The 24,430-nt window shown below is 48.6% G+C and carries 21 protein-coding genes and 1 pseudogene; 11 read left to right on the top strand and 11 right to left on the bottom strand.

What is annotated here, in order from left to right:
- Positions 1-76: 76 nt before the first annotated feature.
- Positions 77-262, bottom strand: a complete 186-nt coding sequence (locus AC2VDX_RS18170; RefSeq protein ID WP_378184273.1) for a hypothetical protein — start codon at positions 260-262, stop codon at positions 77-79.
- A gap of 557 nt (positions 263-819) precedes the next feature.
- Here AC2VDX_RS18170 and AC2VDX_RS18165 point away from each other — a divergent pair.
- The 6 genes and pseudogenes from AC2VDX_RS18165 to AC2VDX_RS18140 all read left to right on the top strand — a co-directional run bounded on the left by AC2VDX_RS18165 (position 820) and on the right by AC2VDX_RS18140 (position 7,687).
- Complete coding sequence (locus tag AC2VDX_RS18165; RefSeq protein ID WP_378184271.1) at positions 820-1,050, top strand: hypothetical protein; 231 nt, start codon at positions 820-822, stop codon at positions 1,048-1,050.
- Between the two features lie 182 nt (positions 1,051-1,232).
- Positions 1,233-2,516 (top strand): annotated as a pseudogene (locus tag AC2VDX_RS18160) (ATP-binding protein); the annotation flags it as partial.
- A gap of 157 nt (positions 2,517-2,673) precedes the next feature.
- Positions 2,674-3,993 carry a sensor histidine kinase gene (locus tag AC2VDX_RS18155; RefSeq protein WP_378184269.1) on the top strand — a complete coding sequence of 440 codons (1,320 nt, stop codon included), beginning with the start codon at positions 2,674-2,676 and terminating at the stop codon, positions 3,991-3,993.
- 125 nt (positions 3,994-4,118) lie between these two features.
- Positions 4,119-4,769 (top strand): DUF3386 domain-containing protein, encoded by a 651-nt coding sequence (locus AC2VDX_RS18150; RefSeq protein ID WP_378184267.1) that lies wholly within the window; start codon positions 4,119-4,121, stop codon positions 4,767-4,769.
- A gap of 130 nt (positions 4,770-4,899) precedes the next feature.
- Positions 4,900-5,142: a NifU family protein gene (locus AC2VDX_RS18145; RefSeq protein WP_190411328.1), complete on the top strand. Its 243-nt coding sequence runs from the start codon at positions 4,900-4,902 to the stop codon at positions 5,140-5,142.
- Between the two features lie 313 nt (positions 5,143-5,455).
- A complete protein-coding gene (locus AC2VDX_RS18140) occupies positions 5,456-7,687 on the top strand; it encodes a glycoside hydrolase family 57 protein (protein ID WP_378184264.1) in 2,232 nt (743 codons plus the stop codon).
- Positions 7,688-7,871: 184 nt separating this feature from the next.
- Here AC2VDX_RS18140 and AC2VDX_RS18135 read toward each other — a convergent pair whose 3' ends face one another.
- A complete protein-coding gene (locus tag AC2VDX_RS18135) occupies positions 7,872-8,369 on the bottom strand; it encodes a GNAT family N-acetyltransferase (protein ID WP_378184370.1) in 498 nt (165 codons plus the stop codon).
- A gap of 152 nt (positions 8,370-8,521) precedes the next feature.
- Between AC2VDX_RS18135 and AC2VDX_RS18130 the strand changes: the two genes are divergently transcribed.
- Positions 8,522-8,659, top strand: a complete 138-nt coding sequence (locus AC2VDX_RS18130) for a hypothetical protein (RefSeq protein ID WP_378184262.1) — start codon at positions 8,522-8,524, stop codon at positions 8,657-8,659.
- Positions 8,660-8,666: 7 nt separating this feature from the next.
- On the opposite strand, the gene rtcA is transcribed toward AC2VDX_RS18130, so the two are convergent.
- Positions 8,667-9,728, bottom strand: coding sequence for an RNA 3'-terminal phosphate cyclase (gene rtcA / locus AC2VDX_RS18125; RefSeq protein ID WP_378184260.1), 1,062 nt, complete (start codon positions 9,726-9,728; stop codon positions 8,667-8,669).
- A gap of 59 nt (positions 9,729-9,787) precedes the next feature.
- Between rtcA and AC2VDX_RS18120 the strand changes: the two genes are divergently transcribed.
- The 3 genes from AC2VDX_RS18120 to AC2VDX_RS18110 all read left to right on the top strand — a co-directional run bounded on the left by AC2VDX_RS18120 (position 9,788) and on the right by AC2VDX_RS18110 (position 15,019).
- Positions 9,788-10,666: a Tab2/Atab2 family RNA-binding protein gene (locus AC2VDX_RS18120; protein ID WP_378184258.1), complete on the top strand. Its 879-nt coding sequence runs from the start codon at positions 9,788-9,790 to the stop codon at positions 10,664-10,666.
- 200 nt (positions 10,667-10,866) lie between these two features.
- A complete protein-coding gene (locus AC2VDX_RS18115) occupies positions 10,867-12,183 on the top strand; it encodes a TldD/PmbA family protein (protein WP_378184256.1) in 1,317 nt (438 codons plus the stop codon).
- A 106-nt stretch (positions 12,184-12,289) separates the two neighbouring features.
- Positions 12,290-15,019, top strand: coding sequence for a chloride channel protein (locus AC2VDX_RS18110; protein ID WP_378184254.1), 2,730 nt, complete (start codon positions 12,290-12,292; stop codon positions 15,017-15,019).
- Between the two features lie 20 nt (positions 15,020-15,039).
- Here AC2VDX_RS18110 and ftsE read toward each other — a convergent pair whose 3' ends face one another.
- The 7 genes from ftsE to alaS form a co-directional block, all read right to left on the bottom strand.
- Entirely contained in the window at positions 15,040-15,699 is a 660-nt protein-coding gene (gene ftsE, locus AC2VDX_RS18105) for a cell division ATP-binding protein FtsE (RefSeq protein WP_378184369.1), read from the bottom strand.
- Between the two features lie 171 nt (positions 15,700-15,870).
- Complete coding sequence (locus AC2VDX_RS18100) at positions 15,871-16,641, bottom strand: WecB/TagA/CpsF family glycosyltransferase (RefSeq protein ID WP_378184252.1); 771 nt, start codon at positions 16,639-16,641, stop codon at positions 15,871-15,873.
- Positions 16,642-17,395: 754 nt separating this feature from the next.
- Entirely contained in the window at positions 17,396-17,764 is a 369-nt protein-coding gene (locus AC2VDX_RS18095; protein WP_378184250.1) for a VanZ family protein, read from the bottom strand.
- A 225-nt stretch (positions 17,765-17,989) separates the two neighbouring features.
- Positions 17,990-18,250, bottom strand: a complete 261-nt coding sequence (locus tag AC2VDX_RS18090) for a hypothetical protein (RefSeq protein WP_378184248.1) — start codon at positions 18,248-18,250, stop codon at positions 17,990-17,992.
- A 43-nt stretch (positions 18,251-18,293) separates the two neighbouring features.
- On the bottom strand, positions 18,294-20,036 hold the full coding sequence (locus AC2VDX_RS18085; protein WP_378184246.1) for an adenylate/guanylate cyclase domain-containing protein: 1,743 nt from the start codon (positions 20,034-20,036) through the stop codon (positions 18,294-18,296).
- A gap of 56 nt (positions 20,037-20,092) precedes the next feature.
- Positions 20,093-20,248, bottom strand: a complete 156-nt coding sequence (locus AC2VDX_RS18080) for a hypothetical protein (protein ID WP_378184244.1) — start codon at positions 20,246-20,248, stop codon at positions 20,093-20,095.
- A gap of 128 nt (positions 20,249-20,376) precedes the next feature.
- Positions 20,377-23,019 (bottom strand): alanine--tRNA ligase, encoded by a 2,643-nt coding sequence (alaS, locus tag AC2VDX_RS18075; protein WP_378184242.1) that lies wholly within the window; start codon positions 23,017-23,019, stop codon positions 20,377-20,379.
- 657 nt (positions 23,020-23,676) lie between these two features.
- Between alaS and AC2VDX_RS18070 the strand changes: the two genes are divergently transcribed.
- Positions 23,677-23,880 (top strand): heavy-metal-associated domain-containing protein, encoded by a 204-nt coding sequence (locus tag AC2VDX_RS18070; protein WP_378184240.1) that lies wholly within the window; start codon positions 23,677-23,679, stop codon positions 23,878-23,880.
- Between the two features lie 205 nt (positions 23,881-24,085).
- On the opposite strand, the gene AC2VDX_RS18065 is transcribed toward AC2VDX_RS18070, so the two are convergent.
- Positions 24,086-24,217 (bottom strand): hypothetical protein, encoded by a 132-nt coding sequence (locus tag AC2VDX_RS18065; RefSeq protein ID WP_378184238.1) that lies wholly within the window; start codon positions 24,215-24,217, stop codon positions 24,086-24,088.
- Between the last annotated feature and the right edge of the window lie 213 nt (positions 24,218-24,430).

Below are 24,430 nucleotides of genomic sequence, written 5' to 3'. Positions count from 1 at the left end.
GGACAGCAGATATGTCCCGTCCGTCAGCCTGAGACAATTCTTTAACTTCGAGTAGGGGACTTACCGCCTTCGATGACTATACAGTAGAAAATCTGCGCTGTTTACCTAAATCAGAGACGGTATAGAAGAAAACGAGGGCTGAGGACTGAGGACTGAGGGCTGAGGACTGAGGGCTGAGGGCTGAGGAGAGAGGACTGAGGACTGAGGACTGAGGACTGAGGAGAGAGGACTGAGTAATTAGGGTACAAGCCCGTGTTTTCAAATAGGCGTAGCCCGAACAAACTCTCGCGTTCTTATTTCAAGCCGCGACTTTTAAGTCTGGGGTATATAGTCAGTCCTCAGCACTCGTTACACAGTCAGTCAGTCAAGCGAAGCGATGACAATCTAATTAATTTGACACGGGAGGGTGATGAGAACACAGCTAGAGGTATTCTTAATCTAAAGACTTAAAAACAACTCTTGTGTATTCAAGTAGAGTAGGGCACATTGAATTAAAGCCATGCAAAAACTGCCCTGATGAAAATCCTTTTAAAAAAAGGTAATTTTCTGAGGAGAGAACGACTTGTCTACGGAAAAGTGGCAACGCTTCAGGACTAGCCGCCCTCACCTCACCAGAAAACAGAGCGCTATACCAACTAGTAGTTAGCGCCCGGAGAATGTCAGAATGCATAGTAGGGATCGGAATTGCAAAATTTTGTTGCCCATTAGGATAAGAGCCGCATTCTACTCACTGCGTTGCTTGCATCAGCAGTTAGCATGGAAAGACGGCGCATCCTCTTTTGCGTTGGATTTGCTTGGAAATGTCATCACTGCACTGATATGAACGATCGGGCCATATATTCTCAGGGGTCAGCCGAAAAGGTGGAAATTTCTATACACCTTGATTCTGAACTGTTAGCGCAAATTAAGCACCTGACCAACGATCCGAGTAAGGTCATTGAGACGGCAATTCGGCAGTGGCTTAGAGGTGAACGAGATCGGGATGATGAACTGACTCGGAGCCTTGAGAGAAATCCGCCCGTGCCTCCGAGAGGGGAATGGAACGATTAATGCAAAATAAGGAACGCTCCAGTTTTAGATTTTAGCCGCAGGGCAAGATGATGTTTGAGGTTGCATCTATCACAGAAAACGGCTGGTAATGATTAGCTTCTTCTCCTTTTGCAGTTTACAGGTATACTCTGATGGCGGCTCCTGTTAATGTCTCACTGCCAACTTTCGAGTCAACTGTGTCAAGTCCAGATCAGTACCAAAAACTGCTGAGTCAGATTGCTAGGAATATCCGTCGCACGCTGGATCTGGATACCATTTGGCAGCAAACGGTTAGAGGACTGGGAGAAGCACTCAACGTCAGTCGCTGTATCATCTGCAATTACGAAAGTTCTAAGCCCAAAGTGCAAGTGGTGGCGGAGTATTGCCAGGAGACGTTTCGGTCGATGTTGGGGCAACAGCTACAGCTTTCCGAGCAGCCCTACCTAAGGCAAGCATTGGAGACGCAAGGTGAGCCAGTTGTGGTAGAACAGGCTGGGGTGAATGCGTTCGGGCAACAGTCGGTATTAGTCGTTTCCACCTGCTATCAAAACCAGCCAAATGGCGTCATCGCCTTACAGCAGTGCGATCGCACTCGGCGATGGAACGATGCCGAAGTTGAGTTAGTCAGAGAACTGGCAGATCAGGTGGGGACAGCGATCGCTCACGCCACCCTGTACAAAGAATTAGAGGAAGCCCGCGAACAAGCAGAAGAAGCTTCCCGCCTCAAGTCAGAGTTTTTGGCAAATACTTCCCACGAACTCCGTACACCGCTAAACGGCATGATTGGCTCCCTGAAGCTGATACTAGATGGTACGGTAGACGAGCCAGAAGAGCAACTGGATTTTATCCAAGATGCTTACCGTTCAGCTTTACATCTCCTAAACCTGATCAACGACATTCTCGATGTCGCCAAAATTGAAGCAGGCAAAATGGAGCTGGAATTGGGACAGGTGAAGCTGGAAGAGCTATTCGGTGATGTCGAGGAATTTACCCAGAATCAGGCGCAGCAGAAGAACCTGAGCTTATGCATTCAAATGCCATCTACCTACGATGAAATTATCCTGTATGGCAACTACCAGCGGCTGCTCCAGGTGATGTTAAACCTGATCGGGAATGCGATCAAATTTACCCACGAAGGCGGCGTCACAGTCAGTGCCGAGGTCAGTAAAAAGAAAATTAAGTTTGGGGGACAGGAATGTCCAGGCGTCGTGAAAGTCCAAGTCGCCGATACCGGGATTGGCGTCTCCCTCGACAAGCAAGACAAACTATTTCAATCTTTTAGCCAGGTGGATGGCTCTCGCACCCGACAGTACGGTGGTACCGGATTGGGATTGGCAATATCCCAAAGACTTGTAGAAGCAATGGGTGGGATCGTAAACTTCTACAGCATGGGCGAAGGACTGGGTTCAACAGTTACGTTCACCGTGCCTCTGTATCAAGAGCCGGTAATGATTTCAACGCAACAGACGGGTTCGATGGATTGTTAATGTAGGTGCTACTTTCGTGGATTGATGAAATTGGGTTGAGTTGGAGCTACCATTTGAAAGCACAAAAGGGCTGCTTGCTGGTAGTTTCAGGCTCATGTGCGATGAAATGTCGAGAAACTAAGCACGCCAACATAGCCTGCGAGGTCAAGAGGATTCTATGACTGAGCAAATTTCCGAGCAGTACCAAAAACTGTTGAACAAAATTTCTAGGAGTATCCATCGCACACTCGATCTAGAAACGATTGAAAAGCAAACGGTTGAGAGTTTGGGAAAAGCACTGGACGTAAGCCGGTGCTTTATTTGTCATAAAATTTCTACTTCCATGCAGGTAGTGGCAGAATATTCTCAAGAGCCATCGAGTTCTCTGCTGGGTCAAGAAATACAGATTGCCGATCGTCCTTACTTGAGTCAGGCGCTAGCGAGTCTAGAGCCGATTGTGGTGGAGAACATCGATCGAGAATTTCAGCGACAGTCAATCTTGGTGGTTGCCAGTAGGTATCAAGATCAACCGAACGGTCTAATTATTCTCCAGCAGTGCGTTGGCGCGTTAGCGTCTTTGGAGGAGATTTGCCCGCGTCAATGGAGCGTCCCCGAAATCGAGCTAGTGGGCGAACTTGCCGAGCAAATTGGCACAGCGATCGCTCGCGTCAACCTTTATCAACAATTGCAGCAGGCGCGCCAACTCGCAGAAACCGCTTCTTGTCTAAAAACAGAGTTTCTCTCTACTATCTCTCACGAACTTCGCACTCCCCTGAATGGGATTATCTGTAGCCTCAAGCTAATCTTAGACGACCTAGCGGAAGACCGAGCCGAGCAGCAAGAATTTATGAATGATGCTCACAGCTCAGCCCTACGTCTCATGAAGAGCGTTAATGACATTTTAGCGATCGCCAAATTTGAAGCCGATCAAAACATAAATCTGACGCTGGATGCAGTTAATTTAAACGAACTCCTGAGTGAAGTAGAACGCTTAAGAAATCCCCTAGCGCTCCAAAAGCACTTAAACTTACAAATTGAAAAACCGCAAACCTTAGATGAAATTATCCTGTACGCTAACTACCGAGGATTACTCCAAATCCTTTTAAATTTAGTTGATAATGCGATTAAATTTACTCGTGAAGGCGAGATTACGATTAATACTCAAGTCATTCAAAAAACGGTGAGGTTTGATAATCAGGAACTCCCTGGGATGGTGGTAGTCACCGTGGCTGACACGGGGATTGGGGTTCCTGAGGATAAACTAGACAGACTATTTCAATTGTTCGGTAAAGTTAATGGCTCTCACACAACCCCCTATGCAGGTACGGGACTGGGACTAACGATCTCTCAAAAGCTCGTCGAAGCAATGGGTGGGAATATTCATTTTCACAGTTACGGCGAAGGACTCGGCTCAACAGTCATGTTCACTGTACACCTGTATCAAGCTCCAGTCATGATTACCACGCCACAGATGGGTTCAATAGAGCTATTAATCTAGATGGGAGAAGCGACGCTATCGGATTTCTCTTCCAACGCCGGTTTTCAGCGAATTGTGTCGCCAGGACGTGTTAATATTCGGCAAAGATTTTTACACTAAGAAAGAAGTTGTTGAAGTAAGAATCTATGACTGAGCAAGCAAATGCTCGTGACTTGTTTCGGGCTGCCTACGAAAACCGCTACACCTGGGATGCCAATTTTCCCGGATATAGTGCTGATGTAGAACTCAAGCAAGGTGATGAAGTCTACAAAGGCAAAATTCGCATCAACAGCGACATGACTGTTGAAGTTACCGGCATCGAAGACGAAACGGTGCAAGAGAGCATCTATACTCAGCTCAGGGATATTGTTACCCACCGCAAGCGGGGGTCTTTTGACAAAGCTCACGGCAAGAACGAATTTAACCTGGGGGAAACGGACGCCACTGGCGCTACGGAAATTCTGGTTAAAGGCGATGCGATGGGGTCTAACTACAAAATCCGAGGCACTGAAATTTGCCAGGTAAGTCGGGTAATGGGTCGAATGGCCTTTGTCATTGATACCGCTGAAAGTTTAGACACCAAAGAAGGCTACGCCGCCAGTCGCTACGATGTTGTCTTCCGGAATCCTCAGACGGGTGAATTGATCAAAGAACTGCAATTTGAGGATACCTTCGAGAAAGTCGGCGATTACTACGTGATGACCAAGCAGGTAGTTCACGCGAATGAGCAAGGTCAGAAAACGACCACCGAGTTTAACTACGCGAACGTCAAGTTACTGGAACCAGCAGCGGTATAGGCTGGAGGCGTTGCGATATGCCCTCAGCGGTTCCCAGTGTCCTCGATTCTCGCGATGAGTTTTTATCTCTGCGTGAACTAGGATCAACATAGCTGCAATAGAAAAAAAGATTCGATAAGGTAAACTAACCATGTCACAAACACTGGCACTGACTTCAGAAAACGTCGAACAAGTTTTGGATGAACTGCGCCCTTACTTAATGTCCGATGGTGGTAACGTTGAGCTGGTAGACATCGACGGTCCAGTTGTGAAGCTACGCCTCCAAGGAGCCTGCGGATCTTGCCCCAGCTCGGCAATGACGCTGAGAATGGGAATTGAGCGCCGCCTACGCGAATTTATCCCCGAAATTGCCGAAGTTGAGCAAGTCCTTTAAAGGCAAAAGGTAAAAGGTAAAGGAAAAAGATTTTTTCTGATTTCTTTTGCCTTTTTAGAGGATGTTTGAAAAGTTATCTATGTGACGCTGAAATCTTGGAGATCCCCCCTAGCCCCCCTTAAAAAGGGGGGGGAATCTTCAAAGTTCCCCAATTTATCGGGGGATGCAAGGGGGATCTCTAAGCCATAGCGTTTGAAAAAGCACTTTTCAAACATCCTCTTAGTTTAGTTGAACCAGTTTTTCCAAGCCAAAGGCAAAAGAAATAGAACAGATATTTCTTTTGCCTTTTTACTTTTTACTATTTACTTTTCCTATGCCCCATCCTCTCTATATCTCTTTCATCTGGCATCAACATCAGCCTCTGTATAAAAGCCGCACAGTCAATCAGTATCGTTTGCCTTGGGTGCGGCTGCATGGGACGAAAGATTACCTAGATTTGGTGCTGCTGCTGGCTCGTTATCCGAAGCTGCATCAAACTGTTAATCTCGTGCCGTCTTTGATTTTGCAGTTAGAGGATTATGTCGCTGGCACGGCGATGGACCCATACCTAGCAGCAGCTTTGACGCCGGAACAGCAACTGAGTGATGAACAAAAAAGATTTATTATTGAGCATTTTTTTGATGCCAATCACCATACTTTAATTGACCCTCATCCTCGCTACGGAGAACTTTATCAGCAACGTCAAGAAAAGGGGGAAGAATGGTGTTGGACAAATTGGAATCCGCAAGATTACAGCGATTTGCTAGCTTGGCATAATCTGGCGTGGATTGACCCTTTGTTTTGGGACGATCCAGATATTGAGGGGTGGTTGAAGCAGGGAAGAAACTTTACCTTAAGCGATCGCCAGCGAATTTTCTCTAAACAGCGAGAAATCTTGAGTCGCATCATTCCGCAGCATCGGCAAATGCAGGAAGCGGGGCAACTGGAAGTATCGACAACGCCCTACACGCACCCGATTTTGCCCTTACTGAACGATACCAACTCTGGTCGGGTGGCGGTGCCCAAGATGACCTTGCCGAAGCAGCGCTTCCAGTGGTCAGAAGATATTCCCAGGCATTTACAAAAAGCTTGGGATATGTATAAAGATCGGTTTGGGCAAGAACCGCGTGGTTTGTGGCCTTCAGAACAATCGATTAGTCCCGAAATTTTGCCTTATATCGCCAAGCAGGGATATAAGTGGATCTGCTCGGATGAAGCCGTCTTGGGTTGGTCAATCAAGCAATTTTTCCATCGGGACGGCGCGGGGAATGTCTACGAACCAGAATTACTGTATCAACCTTATCGGCTGCAAACCGAGTCCGGCGACTTGGCGATTGTGTTTCGGGATCACCGATTATCAGATTTAATTGGCTTTACTTATGGAACGATGGAACCGCGCCGCGCCGCCGCCGACTTAGTGGGGCATTTGGAAGCGATCGCACGCACCCTGAAACACCGCCAGCAAGGGGGCGGTACAGCCCTAGAACAACCGTGGCTGGTCAACATTGCCCTTGATGGCGAAAATTGCTGGGAACACTACCATCTGGATGGTAAACCCTTCTTAGAAGCTCTTTATCAGACGCTTAGCGACCACCCAGAGCTGAAACTGGTCACGGTTTCGGAATTCCTAGACCAATTCCCTCCCAAGGCAACCATCCCCGCCGAGCAGATGCACAGCGGCTCTTGGGTCGATGGCAGCTTCACTACTTGGATTGGCGATACCGCCAAAAATCGCGCCTGGGATCTCCTAGAGGAGGCGCGGCAAGTCTTGGCTAGCCATCCAGAAGCAACCGAGGAAAACAACCCAGAAGTTTGGGAAGCTTTGTACGCCGCAGAAGGTTCCGATTGGTTCTGGTGGTTTGGCGAAGGTCATTCCTCGAACCAAGATGCCATGTTCGACCAGCTGTTCCGAGAACACCTGTGTGCGATTTATCAGGCTTTAAATGAGCCGATACCGCCGAACTTGCGCCAACCCGTAGAAGCCCACGAAGCGCGGGGAGACCACCGACCCGAAGGCTTTATTCATCCCACCATTGATGGACTGGGTGACGAACAGGACTGGGATCGCGCCGGTCGTATTGATGTGGGAGGATCGCGGGGTACAATGCACAAGAGCAGTGCCGTTCAGCGTCTTTGGTACGGGGTGGATCACCTTAACTTCTATCTGCGGTTGGACTTTCAGACCGGCATTGAACCCGGTAAAGGCTGTCCGCCAGAGTTGCATTTGCTGTGGTTTTATGCCAACAAAACGATGCACAATAGCCCAATTCCGCTGGAGAATTTACCCGATGAAGCGCCGTTGAACTATCTGTTCCACCACCATTTAGGGATTAATTTACTGACTCACACGATTGAGTTTGAGGAGGCTGGGGAAAATCTTCAGTGGCATCCTCGGTTCAGCCGCGCTCAAGTGGGTTTAAATAAGTGTTTGGAGGTGGCGGTTCCTTGGGCAGATTTGCAAATCGGACCAGATTATCCGCTGCGGATGATAGCGGTTTTGGCGGATGGCGAACGGTTCAGTAGCTATGTGCCTGAAAATGCCTTGATTCCGATTGATGTTCCTTAAGAATTAAATCGCAAAAATCCCCGACAAGCGCCGGGGATTTTTGTAAAATCTCTAATTTTTCTAACATTCAGGACTTACGCACTGAAAGCTTGAAACCTAGATCCCTCCTAACCCCCCTTAAAAAAGGGGGAACCGGAAAAGTCCCCCTTTTTAAGGGGGATTTAGGAGGATCTCTGCGTAAGTCCTAACTTTGATACCGCATCACTGTCCAAACATTTCCACTAATTAGGGTATCTAGTTGGAAAATGTGAAAACTTGACTTGAGGGGCTGTGAGATTTCTCGCCAAGGAACAATCGTAAAGCCAAGTTGGGAATAAAATCGTACCAATTTAGGCTTACATACTAAATAGAGGGGTTGGGTCGCTTCTTGAACAAGACGCTTCACTAGATACGAACCCAGGTGCTGACTGCGCCAGACAGGTTTCACAAATAAGTAATACAGCATGGAGTGCGTACTGTAGCAGTTTATTTCACCGCAAGCTATTAAACGTCCATTACATTCAATGACCCAGAACCGCGACCAATTGACGAGAGCGTAGGTAAAAATAGATAAGAAAAACAGAATAAAGGAAGCTGCCAAACAAAGAGTAACAATAAAAATACCCGAAAGGATAACAAATAAAATAATTGCGAACGGGAGATTAGAAGCAAAAAAATTTATGATTTGCGCGATCGCTAGCATGAAAAAAGTCAAGGAAATCAAAATTACGAAGTTGAAAAATAAAACTCTCAAGTTAAATTTTAAGGCTTCAGATTTGGTAAATTCCAATAATAATTGCTGAATTAACCATTTTTCCTCCGCACGGGCTGGTCGGAGAACACACCCTGGTAGCAATGAAGGAGGTAGCTCAGCCATTGGTCAATTTTGTGGCGGCAGTGAAAATCAAAGTCTGCGGCGATGAGGGCAATATTACCAGCATGGGAGCCGTTGTCATGTTTAAATTAACTGAAAATTTAGGAGCGATCGCCTAAATATCATTCATCTGTCAGTGTTGGGTGCGACACTCACCCGACGATCGACTTGATCGATCGTTATCGATGCTAACCCAAACTGCTGAATCACCCACGAATTGGTCGTCAGGTGGGTACTAATCTCCGCCACTCGGTACTGACTCATTGAGTCAGCTAAAGCCGCTGGCAACAGCAACTGATCCCCCAGGTGTACATCAACGGGTGCGCCAGTGTGATGAAAATCCAGCAACTCCTGACAAGCCATATCAGCAACTTTATCTGCTGGCAGTCCCACACGTCCCAAGGCACCAAAGCCAGCTAAGCTGTTCTCGTACTCAGCGGTGAGGAAAATTCCCGCCCCCGGTGCGACGCCCCTTTCCCGCAGAGGCTGTACAGTGGCTTTGAGATCCGCCTCATGCAACACATTCTCGGCACGGCTAGCCATTCGTTGGGGAATGTGGGAAGGGAGTTCCGTCACCACAGCAATCCCCCGCACCTGCTGCAATTGTCCGGGTTCCAGAAGGTTTATACCCCGTAAAAATTGGGTTTCCCCGCCCCTACCGCTAACGCGGAGTTCCACTTCCCCTCCGCCTTGGGGATACCACCCCCAACCGCGTAACCTCACCTCAGCTTGCACTCCCATCTGACGTAGGAGAGGCAGGTAGACTTGCTCAATGTAAGTGTAAGCAGGGCTATAGGCGACATGGGTGCCGCCACGCAGTGTCACCTGCGATTCTCCCTGCGCGATCGCTAAGGGCAGCAAAATCGTCTGCAAAACCAAAGTGACAGCACCCGCCGAACCGCCTTGCCGTGCTTCGGTGACATCAAACGTGTATTTTCCAGGTTGAATTGAATCACCAGGAATAAACTCTAAATCCGTCGATCCCAACGTATCCCCCTGTACTTTCGCCTCGCAGATAGCAGCAGCGGCACGCACAGCCGTTAGGTGTTGGGCAGCGAGTCCGGGCTTTTTGCGTCCCGCCCGAATCCGCCCAATCCGGATGGGATGACCTGTAATAGTCGCAAGGCTGAGGGAAGTGCGTAAAACCTGTCCGCCGCCTTCTCCGTAGGAGCCGTCGATGTAAATCATGAGTAAAAGGATGCTTCAAACGTATTATGAAGGAAGTGACCAGATTTTAACGGCGCGGCATGGGAACAGTTTGGGAATTAGATTTTTATTCGCGTCCAATTTTGGACGAACAACAGAAAAAGGTTTGGGAGTTATTGGTGTGCGAGAGTCCATTGGATATCCGCACCAAACCTGAGTCCCTGTTTCGTTACGCCGAGTTTTGCCCCAATAGCACGGTGAATTCGATCTGGCTGCGAACGACTTTGGAGGAAGCGATCGCTAGGGCACCTCAACCTCCTCAAAAAATCCGCTTCTTCCGCCGCCCGATGACCAAAATGATTGTGAAAGCCTGCGATGAGTTGGGCATTTCCGCTCAGCTGAGCCGCCGAACTTTTACATTGTATCGGTGGCTGCAAGATCGGATGCAGGAAGTTTATCCCCAGCAACCGGGCTACCAAGCGGTTGCCCCGAATCCCTCTGTCCAATACCAACCCCAACCGCCCCAACCTTTACCGGATGCGCTGGTTGGGCAAAAGTGGGCATTTGTAACCTTGTCAGCAGCAGCCTTTGAGGAAATGCACGAGTGGGATATTGGCTTTGGGGAAGCTTTCCCACCGATTGGATTAGGAGATTCCGCGCCTTTGCCGCCGGAGACGCCGATTCCAGGGGTGGTAATTTTCTCTTTGAGAGCAGTGCCAATGGCTGGCTGGATGTCTGGGATTGAACCGGCGTTCCTGAAATTTAATCGAGACTCACCGCCTAGATTGCTCTTAGAGACGGGTGAGAGTAATAGCTGGATTTTGGCGAATCTCAAAGATGCAAAAACTTCTGAGGAAGCAGAATCCTTTGAGGACGCCAAGCAAAAAGCGGGGATGTTGCATTTTCTAGCGATTCAGTCCGATCCGCAAGCAGAATCCTTTGCGGGTTTTTGGCTAATGCAAGAATTGCCTCTTAGTTAAATTGATCCCAAAGGAAATCTTTCGGTTTCGCAACCAGACTGGGAGAATAGAATACAAAGACACAAAAAAAGGCTCTCAGACAAGCATAAAAGTCGGAGTAAAAGCGCGGCTGTTGAGACTGTGCGACAGAAATTAGCACTTTTTACTTTTACTTTTGAGGGCGTCTTGGCGGTTCCATCAATAAATTCCACGGTTAGAATATGGGTTTTAACGATTTACCACAAGAGACGCTAGCAGAGCAGCTATTGGAGTTAGCCACTCGTTCTGGAGCCGAGGAGGCGGAGGTTTATCAAGCGCGATCGCTCTCTCGCCCGGTTTTTTTTGAAGCCAACCGACTCAAACAACTGGAAATTGCCCAATCAGAAGGGACGGCGTTACGACTGTGGAAAGAAGGGCGTCCGGGTTTAGCCGTTGCTTATGGTCCCGTGGAACCGCAGGCGCTGGTGGATCGGGCGATCGCTTTGTCGGCACTCAACGGAGTGGAAACTGTGGAATTGACTTCTGGGCGGGCATCTAAGTATCCCGATTTGGGCAAGTTTGTGCCCGTCGAGGAGCTGATATTAATGGGCAAAGAAGCGATCGCTCTCGTCCGAGATGCCTACCCAGAAGTCCTCTGCATGGCTCAATGGGAATGCGATGCAGAAACGACGCGCCTTGTCAACTCCAAAGGACTAGATTGTCGCTATACCGATACTACTCTCAGCTGTTATCTGGCAGCAGAATGGGTGCGGGGGGATGATTTCTTGAGCGTTGCCGATGGACAAACCCAGCGGGATAGCCTCGATACCACCGCGCTGGCAAACCAAATTTTGCAGCGGTTGGCTTGGGCAAAAGAAAACATTTCACCACCCATCGGTCGCGTGCCCGTGCTATTTACCGCCAAAGCAGCGGATATGCTTTGGGGAACCCTCTCAGCCGCGCTGAATGGCAAACGAACGATCGAGGGGGCTTCTCCGTGGAGCGATCGCTTGGGTGAACCCGTGACCTCAAACGCCCTCACTATTACCCAAAACCCAGATTCTGGGCCGTTTAGCTGTCCTTTTGATGATGAAGGCACGGTCACGCGGAATCTGGTATTTATCAAAGACGGCATTTTGCAGCTGTTTTATACCGACCGCACCACAGGACGCCAGCTAGGCAGTGGCACTACCGGCAACGGGTTTCGCCCCGGTTTGGGCAGCTACCCGACACCGGGTCTATTTAATTTGCTGATCGATCCAGGAACTGGGGATCTGCTGAGCTTAATGCAGGAAATGGGTGATGGACTGGTGGTAGACCAGATGCTGGGAGGGGGATCTGGGATTTCTGGGGACTTCTCGATTAACGTTGACCTGGGCTACCGGATCAAGAACGGTCAGGTGGTTGGTAGGGTAAAAGATACGATGGTGGCAGGTAACGTATACGCAGCCCTCAAGCAGCTAGTAGCATTGGGAGGCGACGCTGAGTGGAATGGTTCGGTCTATACCCCGTCTCTGATTGTAGAAGGGCTGTCTGTCACTGGCAAAGTGCTGAGTTAATATTAATTGCGAATGGCTCGCTCGAAGACTGGTTAATTGACTGATGACCAGTCTTCGATTCCCGATTAGCCATGAAGTGAGTTGAGGGCAAAATGTTGAATAACTTATGAATTATTTGAGAGTGTTAAGTTCTCAAGTTTTGTCTTTTCACTCAAAACTCAAATTTCCCAACTCCAAACTCAAAGCTTTCTTTCAACCCAGACGGCGTTTAGCGATCGCTGAAGCTTGTCTGATTGGGCTAGTATCGGGACTCGCCGCAGTTCTGTTCAAAGTAGCAGTCGGTGCTTTGGGAGCATGGCGAGTTCATGCCTCCCACTTTCTCCCCGCATGGTTCGTATTACCCGCCATTGGTTTATCCTTTGGACTCCTCTCCGGCTGCCTGGTAGAACGTCTGGCACCGGAAGCAGCAGGAAGCGGCATTCCTTTTGTCAAAGCTGCCCTTGCTCAGTTCCCCATCCCCCTGAATTTACGAGTTGCCCTCGTGAAGTTAGCCAGCAGCATTATTGCTCTGGGTTCCGGACTCACCTTGGGGCGTCAAGGACCAACCGTGCATATCGGTGCAGCCGTTGCTGCTCAACTCAGTCACTGGGTTCCCACCTCGCCCGACCATCGCCGCCAGATGATTGCCGCTGGTGCGGGTGCTGGGTTAGCCGCCGGTTTCAATGCGCCGATTGCCGGTGTGCTGTTTATTGTCGAAGAACTCCTCCAAGATTTATCCGACCTCACCTTGGGTACAGCCATTCTCGCATCCTTCATCGGTGCGGTTGTGTCGCGGCTGCTGGGGGGTCGTAGCCTTGATCTCAACCTCAACATTACCCAATCTCAGACCAGCTTTTTTGCCCAAGAGATTCCTTTTTACCTATTGTTAGGAGCTTTGGCTGGGTTGCTGGGAGCAATGTTTGGGAAAGGAATTTTCACTTCACTCGCCTTATATCGCCGCCTCAAACTTTCTTTACCGCTGCGAATCGGGCTGGCTGGATTAATTTCTGGTATCGTTACCTCCTTTCTACCCACAACATTTCGAGACAACACCGGGCTGCGAGAGTCCCTGCTGGCAGGTGGAGTGAGCTGGGAAATGGCAGCGATCGCTTTTGTGGCTCAGTACATACTCACGCTGGTCGCTTGCGGTTCTGGTGCCCCTGGCGGTTTATTCGCGCCTTCCCTGATCCTGGGGTCTGGGCTTGGCTATCTGGTCGGGTTCGTCCAGCAGGCAACCCTTAACGTGGGTTCGCCTACCACCTACGCCCTCGCTGGCATGGGGGCATTTTTCAGCGCCGTCGCCAAAGCGCCCATTACCGCCATTGTGATCGTCTTTGAAATGACAATGGACTTCAATCTGGTTCTGCCGCTGATGATTGGGTCTGTTGTTGCTTACTTGGTGTCGGAAAAAATAGTCAGGGGATCGCTCCACGATCGCCTGTTGGTTTGGAATGGGATTGAACTGGAGAAGAAGCCAACCACCGATGGACTCTTATCGACGCTAAAGGCAGCAGAGGTGATGCAGCGGCGGGTGGAAACCTTAACCAGCAATATGACCCTTGATGAAGCCGTTCAAGCCTTCTCTCGCTCCCATCATCGCGGCTTTCCGGTTGTGTACAAGGAGAAACTGGTGGGGATTGTCACCCAAACTGATCTTGCCGGAATTGTCCAACGGGGATTGCCGGGAAATGCCCCTTTGAGTAAAATCATGACGCCGAAGCCGATGACGGTAAACCCTACCGACTCCTTGGGTGATGTTCTCTATTTACTCAATCGCTATCAACTCAGTCGGTTGCCAGTGACGGAAGGGCGCAAGCTGATTGGGATTATTACCCGTGCTGATATTATTCGGGCGCAAGCAGATAAGCTGAACGGTGAATCGGTGAATATCGGCCCGCGTCCGGAGCCTTCCTACTGTGTTTATCAAACTCGTTCCCCGGCAGTGGGAAGCGGACGAATGCTCGTTACCATCGCCAACCCGCAAACCGCACCCGCATTATTGCAGATGGCAGCTGCAATTGCCCGCGATCGCAACTACGAAATCGAATGTCTTCAGGTGATCTCGGTTCCCCGCAGCAGCGCCCCAACTCAAACGCCCGTCAGCACCACGAAAAGTCGTCGGTTGCTCCGTCATGCCGAAAAACTAGGGCAAGATTGGCAAATTCCCGTCCACACTCAGATCCGGGTGTCTCATGATGTTGCTCCAGCGATTCTGGAAACCATTAAGGAGCGTCACATTAATTTGCTGTTGATGGGCTGGAAAGGCACCAGCATCACACCCGGTCGAGTTTTTGGCGATGTGGTGGACACGATCATCCGGCAGGCTCCCTGCGAGGTAGTGTTGGTGAAAATGGGCGACGAGAGTCTAGGAGTCAGGGAGAATATCGCTGCCAATTCCCCCCGGCACCCCGGCACCCTGGCACCCCGGCATCGCATCGGGACACACTCACCCACTCTGTCCCTATGCTTCAATCGCTGGCTGGTTCCGATTGCTGGTGGTCCCAACGCCCAGCAAGCTTTGCAACTCTTACCGGCTTTGATATCTCTGAGTAAGGCACCCGCAATTGAGCTAGCCCAGGTTTTCCATCCTTCCACCCTCTTGCCTGACACCGCCGTGTTAGAAAAATCAGCCCTGTTTCTCAGCCGCCAACTGAGTGCAAGTGTGACGGCGATTCCGCTTCGTTCCAGTTCTGTCTCGGATGCCGTGATCGATCTGGCGCAAGCTGACGCCTGCGATGTCGTGATATTGGGTGCTAGTCGGGAAGGGCTATTGCAGCAGGTGATGAAAGGGAATATCCCCGAAGCGATCGCGCGGGGGGTCAAAAGCACCGTGATTCTAGTCAGAAGCGCCCAGTAGGAAATTAAACAAAAAAATTGTTAATTTCTCATTTTTAATTGCCCCTCACGGATTTGCACCACAGGTCTATTCGCCATCCGCAATAAGCGTTCGTCATGCGTTGTCACCATCACTGTGGCACCGAAGGCGTTGAGTTTCTGGAGAATTCTCAGCACCGATGCCGAATTATCAGCATCAAGGTTTCCGGTGGGTTCATCTGCCAGTAGCAGCGGCGGTGTTCCGACAATTGCACGGGCAAGACTGACGCGCTGTTGCTCTCCACCAGAGAGTTCTTCAGGAAAACAGTCAGCTTTATGCTGCAACCCGACTAATTTCAGAGTTGGAGGGAGGCGGCGCTCAATTTCCTTGCGCGTGAAGCCTTGCGCCCACAGCACAAAAGCAATATTTTCCGTGACTGTCCGGCGGGGGATGAGTTTGTAGTCTTGAAAGACGACGCCGATGCGCCGCCGCAGCAAAGACAGGCGATGACCCCGCAACTGCGCGACGTTGCAGCTATCGACCATTACCTCGCCATCCGTAGGGCGTTCTTCCCCATACAGCAGCTTTAAGAGCGTTGATTTACCAGAACCAGAAGGTCCGGTGACAAACAAGAAGTCTCCTCGCTTGACTTCCAGATTCACATCCAATAACCCACGGCTGCCATTGGAATAAATTTTTGTCACTTCCCGCAATTTCACCATGACCGGCGAGGAGGCTGAGTAATTGGCGTCCCGTGCGTCACTCCGGTGATTTTTGCCAATGCCGGGATGAGCAGAAGCTGTGGTCATATATAAAGTTATCAGTGCGTATTGCTAATGGAAGACTGGCTAATCGCTCATCGTTCATGGCAACTTCCATGAACAATTAACAATTCAAAACTCATAACTTTTTACCACAGCTCGTAAGGCAAATTGTGGTAAAGCCATCATTCTTCGCCAGCGCCAGGGTTCTTGATACAGACGATAAAGCCATTCCAGGTGATTATCCCGCAACCAAGCGGGTGCCCTAGATTTAATTCCAGCCCAAATATCGAAGCTACCGCCGACACCAATCCAAATCGATTCGGGACACAGGTGCCGGTTTTGGGCAATCCATAATTCCTGACGGGGAACGCCTAAACCCACAAATATCAGACGGGGTTGGAGAGTTTGCAGGGTTGTCTTAAATTCTGGTTCTGCTTCGGGTAAGAGGTAGCCGTGTTGACTCCCAGCGATCGCAATTCCTGGCACTCGTTCCTCCCAAACCGCAGCTGCTGCTTGCGCGACTCCCGGTGCCCCACCATAGAAAAAAATTGGGCAAAGCTTTCCCATTTGCCCAGCTTCCTGTAAGAGTGACTCTGCCAACTCAATTCCCGGACAGCGCCTCAGGCGTCTACCCTTTAGCCGCAGATAAAGTACAACCCCAGCTCCATCCGGAATCACCAGTTCAGCCTGCTGGATGATCCCAGCCAGCTTGGGGTTTTGTTCTGCCTGCATCGCCATTTCGGCATTTAGCGTGACTACATGACCACCTACTTTCTCATGTAGGCACGAGATTAGCCACTTAGAATAGTCATCTAACAGATGAACTGGCACTCCCAGGACGGGAAAATGTTCGGGTTTCTCCAATAGCATCGAATTTTGATAAGGCTTCACACCAGCCATAGCAGCTCTGTCGTTTCAAGACTATGAACGCTAACTTATTCGCTGTATTGTAGAGTATTCCCGAACTCAGGTACAGAATTAGGAAACAGAAATTTTTTATATTTGCAGTGCGGATTTTTTCTTCAGCTCGTTCGCTTAAGCAAACCATCTGTGTATAACTCCAGCGGCACCAGTTCGGTTTTTCCGTTTACGTTAACCTTTGAGTAGACAATTCTCACAAAAGGAGCTTGATTTTGGTTGTAGCGATAAGACATATTAAACCGCTTCGTGAAGCTTGACTTTATTTTTTTTGGTTTCTTTTTTTTTCAATGCCTTCTCTTTAGACCTACTTCTTTTCTACACCAAGTCATCTAAAGATATAGAAGTATAGTAAATTTATTGATGAAAATTTTGCAAAAGTTTTAACTCGTCAGAATTACGGCTGTATAGTCTAAAGCCATCTAAATTAAGATTAAATCTACGGATATTGCCTGTCATTAACCCTAGGACTCAAGTCTGTAAATACACGGAAATCAGATTACTTTAAGTGAATATAGCAATCCTATTTGAGTATGAGATGCCAGCGGTTCAGATCCCCGACTTCGTAAGAGTTGTCCTAGGATCTTGCCTTCACGAATCATTTAAGACTGCTATACTTCTCGCGCATCAAGGATAGAGAAAGCCGCCGAATCATCGCAGCATCCGCGACGCCATCAATTTGTAGCACATCCAAATGGTCAGAATGTAACCAACCCCAAAAAACGATTTCCAGGCTTTACTTCAGCGATGCTAGCCAGTAAAAGAACCAGATTCCGATTAGGTTGGCAGCGAGATCGGACAAGGTTGAGGAACGAAGAGGTGAGAGGGCTTGCAGACTCTCATCTAATAGGGCAAAGATACTAATCAGAATCGGTGCCAGTGGTAAACTTATGCAATGAGACCAAATATTAATTATCCGGTTTCCTAAAGCTTTCTGACCTAAGTAACTGGCAAACCCTAATAAAATGAAATGTCCGATTGTGTCATAAAAAGGAATGGCGGAAATTTTGACGGGGACAATTCCCAAATAAGCAAAAACAATAATTGTCAGTAAAATCACGAAGTAAAGAATAAAACCCAGAATCCAGCGCCAGTTTGATTTCATGCCCATTTCTTCAGAATATTCTAGAAAGATCCACACGACACAAAAAGAGCGTTCCGGAGGTGGAAACGCTCTTTTTGTGTTAAATCAACCGACAGATTCATTTAGCCATCGCCGGTAGGGACAGAAGGTCAAATTAGATATGAGAATTTACCCGCGTAGAGATGCGATTAATCGCGTCTCTACAACCCATCAATTTTGGCTGATAAGTTAGTGCATTGAACAGCGTTAAGCGTGACGGTTGACTTCTTGTTGAAGCCAGGGATCGACCGGCTGTCCATCTTTGCGGCGCAACTCAATATGAATAGCGATCGCTTCTTTGGCTCCCGGCGACGCGGGTTTCTGATGGAAGAGAATATCATATTCGGCTGGATCGTGATTGCGCTCTCGCAGCCAATCCTGCACCTTCACTGGGGCAAAGATAGATTGCCCCTCTTGGAACATCCGGGTAATCTGCATCTGTAGCGTGTAAGGATTTAAGCGACCCATAAAGTTTTGCCTTTCTAAACAGTGATATTTATAAACTTCTAGCTCACACTAGCAGTTTTTCCGTTTTTCTGCCGATGAGTAGATAAGTCGTCATTTCTCCCTTCCCTTTCACCTGGATCGCACCCCGCTCTTTCCATTGATACTTTTCTTGTAAAAGCTGGTAAGTGGCGGCGGTAACTTGAATAGAACCGGCTACTCCGTGGGATTCCATGCGACTGGCGGTATTAACCGTATCTCCCCATAAATCGTAGATAAACTTTTTTAAACCAATAACTCCAGCGACAACAGGGCCAGTGTTAATGCCAATCCGGATGTTGAACTCTTCGCCATTTACTACATTGAATCGGTCAATTTCCTTTTGCATATCTAGCGCCATTTCGGCAATGGCTTCTGCATGATCCGTGCGAGGTATGGGTAAACCGCCAACCACCATATAGGCGTCCCCAATTGTCTTGATTTTTTCCAACCCATGTTGTTCAGCTAGTTGGTCAAAAGCTGAGAATATTTTGTTGAGCAAGTTGACCAGTTCTACAGGGGATGTATAAGCAGCCAGTTGAGTAAAACCAACGATATCGGCAAATAGAACCGTGACTTCGGCAAAGTTATCAGCAATGATAGTATGCTGTTCTTTTTTTAAACGCTCGGCGATCGCTTGGGGTAAAATGTTGTGCAGCAATCTTTCCGCTTTCTTTTGCTCTGCTTTTAGTTCTTTTAAAGATGACTCTAAAGTTTCTAACATCCAGTTAATTGTACGAGCCAGGAGCGACAATTCATCTCTGCCAGCAATTAATACGCGCATTGACAGATCGCCTTTAGTGCCAATGCTCCGAACCTCCGTACTGAGATAAGCTAGCCGAGACAGAACCAATTTTTCTAAGAGAAATAAAGTTGCCCCGGTGAACGCGATTCCCACGACCAAAGTTGATATACCCAGCGACACCACCAGATAAGTCAAGAGAAATTGGCTTTGTTGATAAAATTCTTTGGGCATATCAACTCGTAACAGCAACACGGGTTTCCCATCAATATCCCGCAGTAGGGTATATCCCACCACCCCGCCATTGCTGAGCGATCGCACTAGAATCGAAGAAGAATTATCGGACATTTTGGACAAAGCCGGACGCACCGATTTGAAGTCGGGAGGTAGCTGCGGATCGCTTGCCAAGTAAGCAGTGATAGGCAAATGGGTCAACTCGCTCAAATCCTGGATTTTTTCGGCATTCAGGTAGCGTCCTAAGATCAGCGTCCCGCGACTAGGTCCTTGTCCTTGGCTAGTCAGAATTGGCCCCGCTGCGATCGCCATTGACCCTTGTGGCAATAGAACGATGCCAACATAGTGGTTCAGTCGTTCGGGGTTCTGTAGCAGGCTTGTGTTAGCCGCTAAGTATGCCTGGATGTCCTTAGACATCGGTATTGCTTTGCGCTGCTTCAGGTTGAAGCTTTGACCAAAAACCAACTGACCGGAGGAATTGATAAATAGGATTAAGTTGGATCTGAGCGATCGCAAGGAAATATCATTGAGATTGCGATCGATATAGCGGGGGTTGCCATCCTTGATGAAGTCATAGGTGTCATCCCACATCGCCCATTGGTCGTTCAGAACGCTGAACTCACTCAGGTAGTTAGAGAAGGCATCCCGAACTCGTTGAACGTTCCGGTAAGCCTCCCGTTCCTGCAATTTGGCGAAGCCGTTCAGCAGGATGGTTGACGAGGTGACATACAAAACCCCTATCAAACTTACGACGGTAACGCCAATCGTCAGCAGTGTTTTCTCGCGTAGTTTCATGCCCCTGAATGAGCGGTCAGCGATGCAGGTACTGACACGCTACACCTAAAAGTAACTCAAACCAGAGAAAATTTGTAAGCTAAGACTGGCTCAAGGCTGAGTGTAACTAAGGCTTGAGAGTTTTCAAAGGTTTTTGGATTGTTGCGATCGCGTCCGCCATCTGGCGCTAGAAGTGCTTGTGGGAAGGCGGATGTTTGTGTTGCTTCAGTCATGAATTTCAGACTTAGAAAATAAACCGCGAAGACACACTAGCGGAGCCATGCGCGTTAGCGCTATAGAGCGCGAAGAAAAAACAAGAAGAAAAGATTTTGCAGGGTGGGCAATCCCCACCCTACGGGACTTATTGCAAACCTTCAAGAAGCTGAGTTCTAGCACTTAAGAGAGCTTCTTTCAGCTTACTGGAATCGCGTCCACCCGCTTGCGCTAAGTTCGGGCGTCCGCCGCCGCCGCCGCCGCAGATTTTGGCGATCGCGCCGATAAATTTCCCAGCTTGTAAACCTTTCTTATTGACTTCTGGGCTAAAATGTGCCACAAAACTTACTTTATCTGGTTCGGGAATTGATGCCAAGACTACGGCACCATTACCCAGTTTTTGCAGTAATCTTTCAGCGGCATTTTTTAGAGATTCTGCGTCAACATCTCCCAATTCGGCAACTAGAATTTTGAAATCTCCCACTATTTCAGCTGTGCTGAGTAATTGGTCAGATTTCGCAAAGGCGAGTTCTGCCTTTAATGCTTCTAGCTGCTTTTGGGATGCTTTTAGTTCGTTCTGGATGTTAGTAATTCTGTCGGGTAGTTCTTCGGGTTTGACTTTAAAGCGATCGCTCAATTCTTTAACCACTTTATCCCGTACATTCAAGTATTCCAAAACTGCTGGCCCTGCAACCGCTTCAATCCGTCGCACTCCAGAAGCAACACCTGCCTCTGAGACTATCTTAAATAGCCCAATTTCAGCAGTATTGTGAACGTGAGTACCGCCGCACAATTCCATCGAAACGCCGGAGACATCCAGTACTCGCACTTCATCGCCGTATTTTTCGCCAAACATGGCGATCGCGCCTTTCGCTTTGGCTTCCGCGATTGCCAGGATCTCGGTTTCGGCGGGATGCGCTTCGGCGATCCAAGTATTAATTTGATCTTCGATTTGTTGTACTTCTTCGGATGTCACGGGACGAGGACAATTGAAGTCAAATCGCAATCTATCAAAAGATACTAAAGAACCAGCTTGAGTAATCGATTCATCGACAATTTTCTTCAATGCCGCTTGCAGCAGGTGCGTTGCTGTATGATGCGCTTGAACGCGACGGCGACAAGACAAGTCAATTTGTGCAGTTACAGCATCTTCTACCCGTAGCGTACCGCGTTCGATGCGACCGAAATGGACGAAGAAATCGGATTCTTTCTTAACGTCTTCAACTCGCACCAAAACGGAATCGCCGGAGATGTAGCCGCGATCGCCGATTTGTCCGCCCGATTCTGCGTAGAATGGCGTCTTATTCAGGACAATCTGCACTTGTGTTCCTGCTTCCGCCGCTTCGACAGATTTGCCTTCTACGAGGATGACTTCTACTTGCGATTGGCTGGAGGGTTGGGTGTAACCCAGAAACTCGGTGCTGTGAATGTGTTCGGCTAGCTTATCTAGGGAACCTTGTACGGTGAGATCGATGGTTTCGTGGGCGGATTGCGATCGCGTTTGCTGTTCCTCCATCGCCGCATTGAAGCTTGACTCGTCTACGGTTAGCCCTTCTTCTTCTGCAACTTCCTGAGTGAGTTCTAGGGGGAAGCCGTAGGTGTCATAGAGAGTAAAGGCGTCTCGCCCGTCAATGTGAGTTTTACCTTCTTGCTTCACCCGCTGAATCATTTCTTCCAACAGTTTCTCGCCTCGTTCCAGTGTCTTGAGGAAGCGAGATTCTTCCCGTTGCAGTTCCGCTTTGATTTGTGCTTCTCGCACCCGGACTATAGGATAAGCGGATTCGGAAAGCGCGATCGCAGTCTCTGCCACTTTCGTTGTAAACTCACCTTCAATGCCAATCAGTCGTCCGTGACGCACCACGCGCCGAATCAAGCGCCGCAGCACATAACCGCGTCCGATATTCGATGCGCGGATTTCATCGGCAATCATGTGGACGACGGAACGGACGTGATCCCCAATCACTTTCAGAGAAACTTTTGTCTTCTCGTCGCTACTGGCGTAATCGATCCCAGCAATTTCTGCCGCAGTTTTGATAATCGGGAAAATTAAGTCTGTTTCGTAATTGTTCGGGACTTTCTGGAGGATTTGCGCCATCCGTTCCAGTCCCATACCCGTGTCGATATTCTGATTTTGCAGCGGCGTTAGGTTGCCTTCTGCATCCCGGTTGTACTGCATGAACACCAGGTTATAAAACTCGATGAACCGGGTGTCATCTTCTAAATCAATCTTGTCATCACCGCGTTCTGGGTGGAAATCATAGTAAATTTCCGAACAAGGACCGCAAGGGCCAGTTGGGCCAGATACCCAGAAGTTATCCGCTTCTCCCATGCGTTGGATTCTGGCTTCGGGAACGCCTATTTTATCCCGCCAGATCGCAAAAGCTTCGTCATCATCCTCAAAAACACTGACTACAAGCTTTTCTGGGGGTAAGCCAAAGACTTGTGTTGACAGTTCCCAACCCCAGGCGATCGCTTGTTCTTTGAAATAATCCCCAAAGCTGAAATTACCCAGCATCTCAAAAAACGTGTGGTGTCGGGCAGTCCGTCCCACATTCTCTATATCATTGGTGCGGATACATTTTTGAGAAGTCGTGGCCCGCTTGAACTGGGGCGATCGCTGTCCTAAAAATATCGGCTTAAAGGGCAGCATCCCGGCGATCGTTAGCAGTACGGTGGGATCTTCTGGCACTAAGGAAGCACTCGGCAAAATTTGATGTCCTCGCTGGGCATAGAAGTCGAGGAATTTTTGCCGAATTTCGCTACCGCTAAGGAACTGGGAGGAAGAAGACATGGGAATTTACAAGGGCTTGGTATCGGTCAACTTTATCTATTTTTACATTTGTTTATGCGTTGTTGTAGCCCTTCTCGTTCAGGGATTGCAAGGCAGGGGAATTGTTTCACTTTGCTAACGCTTATTTACCATATTTAAAGACTTGTCAAGTTTGGTAAAGTCTGGCGTTTTGCCGGTAAATGCGATGTTAATTTAATAGTGGACACCAAGAAGTTTAGAAACACAAGGAGGCTGATGAAAAACCGAATGGGAAACATAGACGCGGTGTCCCCGGTCTGTTACCCAAGTGCAGCAAGAACCAACCAAGCATAGACTGTAGTGGCACGCCCAACTGGTGCAAAGCCAAACCAAGGTCTGGGAAGACTTGACTATGCTAGAACAATAAAGGTAAAGGTGAAGCTGCCAAACTTGTCCACCCTAGTTGTTAAAGTTCGTTTTTTGATAAAACCAATCCTTTCGTTCTAACGGGCTTAGTCGCACTCGACTAAGTCCAAAACTGTTTTTAGGGGACTTTTTATCGAGGATGCGATCGCGATCGCGCCAGAATGCCGAATCCGCTTATCGCTCAGGAGGCTGATTTATCCGGCACTGTCACAACGGTAAAATGAAGGCTTCTCCAATCGCACTTAGCAAACTTAATTGACTTGAATTGAATTTATGGCACTCCAACTAAAAGTTCCGAGTATCGCCTGTAATGGCTGTGCAGAAACAATTACCGACACCATCCATACGATGGAACCCGATGCCAAGGTGGACGTGGATGTACAAGCCAAGACGGTGACAGTGGAAGCTCAGGCTTCTGAAGAGACAATCAAACAAGCAATAGTGGCGGCGGGTCACACGATTGAAGGTTATCAATAACCATTACTCCGCATTATTAGGGTTAATTTTGAGCCAGTTGGATGACGATCTAGCTGGCTTTTATGAAATGCGATCGCCTGCATCTTCTCATGTCACGCAGTGTACCCAGGCTAGGGAAAGCTGCACTGCATTAAACAGCCGCCGATCTGCTGTCCAGAATTCACATTTCAATTGCTGTGCTAAAGCTAAATAATGGGCATCATAGCTAGCTGGCAATCGCAATTGTGCGGCTAAATTCAAAGCTTGGGGAGTGTAAATTAGCATCACCATAAAGCGCGATCGCTCTGTTCTCGACCAGTGGGGATGCGATCGCGTTGCGGTAGCGCTGAAAGCGCATCGCTCACTTCACCACTGGTAACAAATAGCGATTATCTGCCAGCATAAAGAGGAATCTGCTCGCAGGTCATTCAAGCAGCTGGGTAGCAGGGCTATTTCATTCTAAAGATTGACTTCAAGTGGTTCAAGCTGAACCCACAACGACGCTGAGCTTGAGCCATGTTGTCAAAGCCTAAATCACGATACAGGTTGAGAGCTAGATTGCGGGCGACTG

Source organism: Coleofasciculus sp. H7-1, from assembly GCF_057473865.1.
Note: the sequence above shows the minus strand (reverse complement) of the source record. Positions and strands in the feature narration are given on the sequence as shown.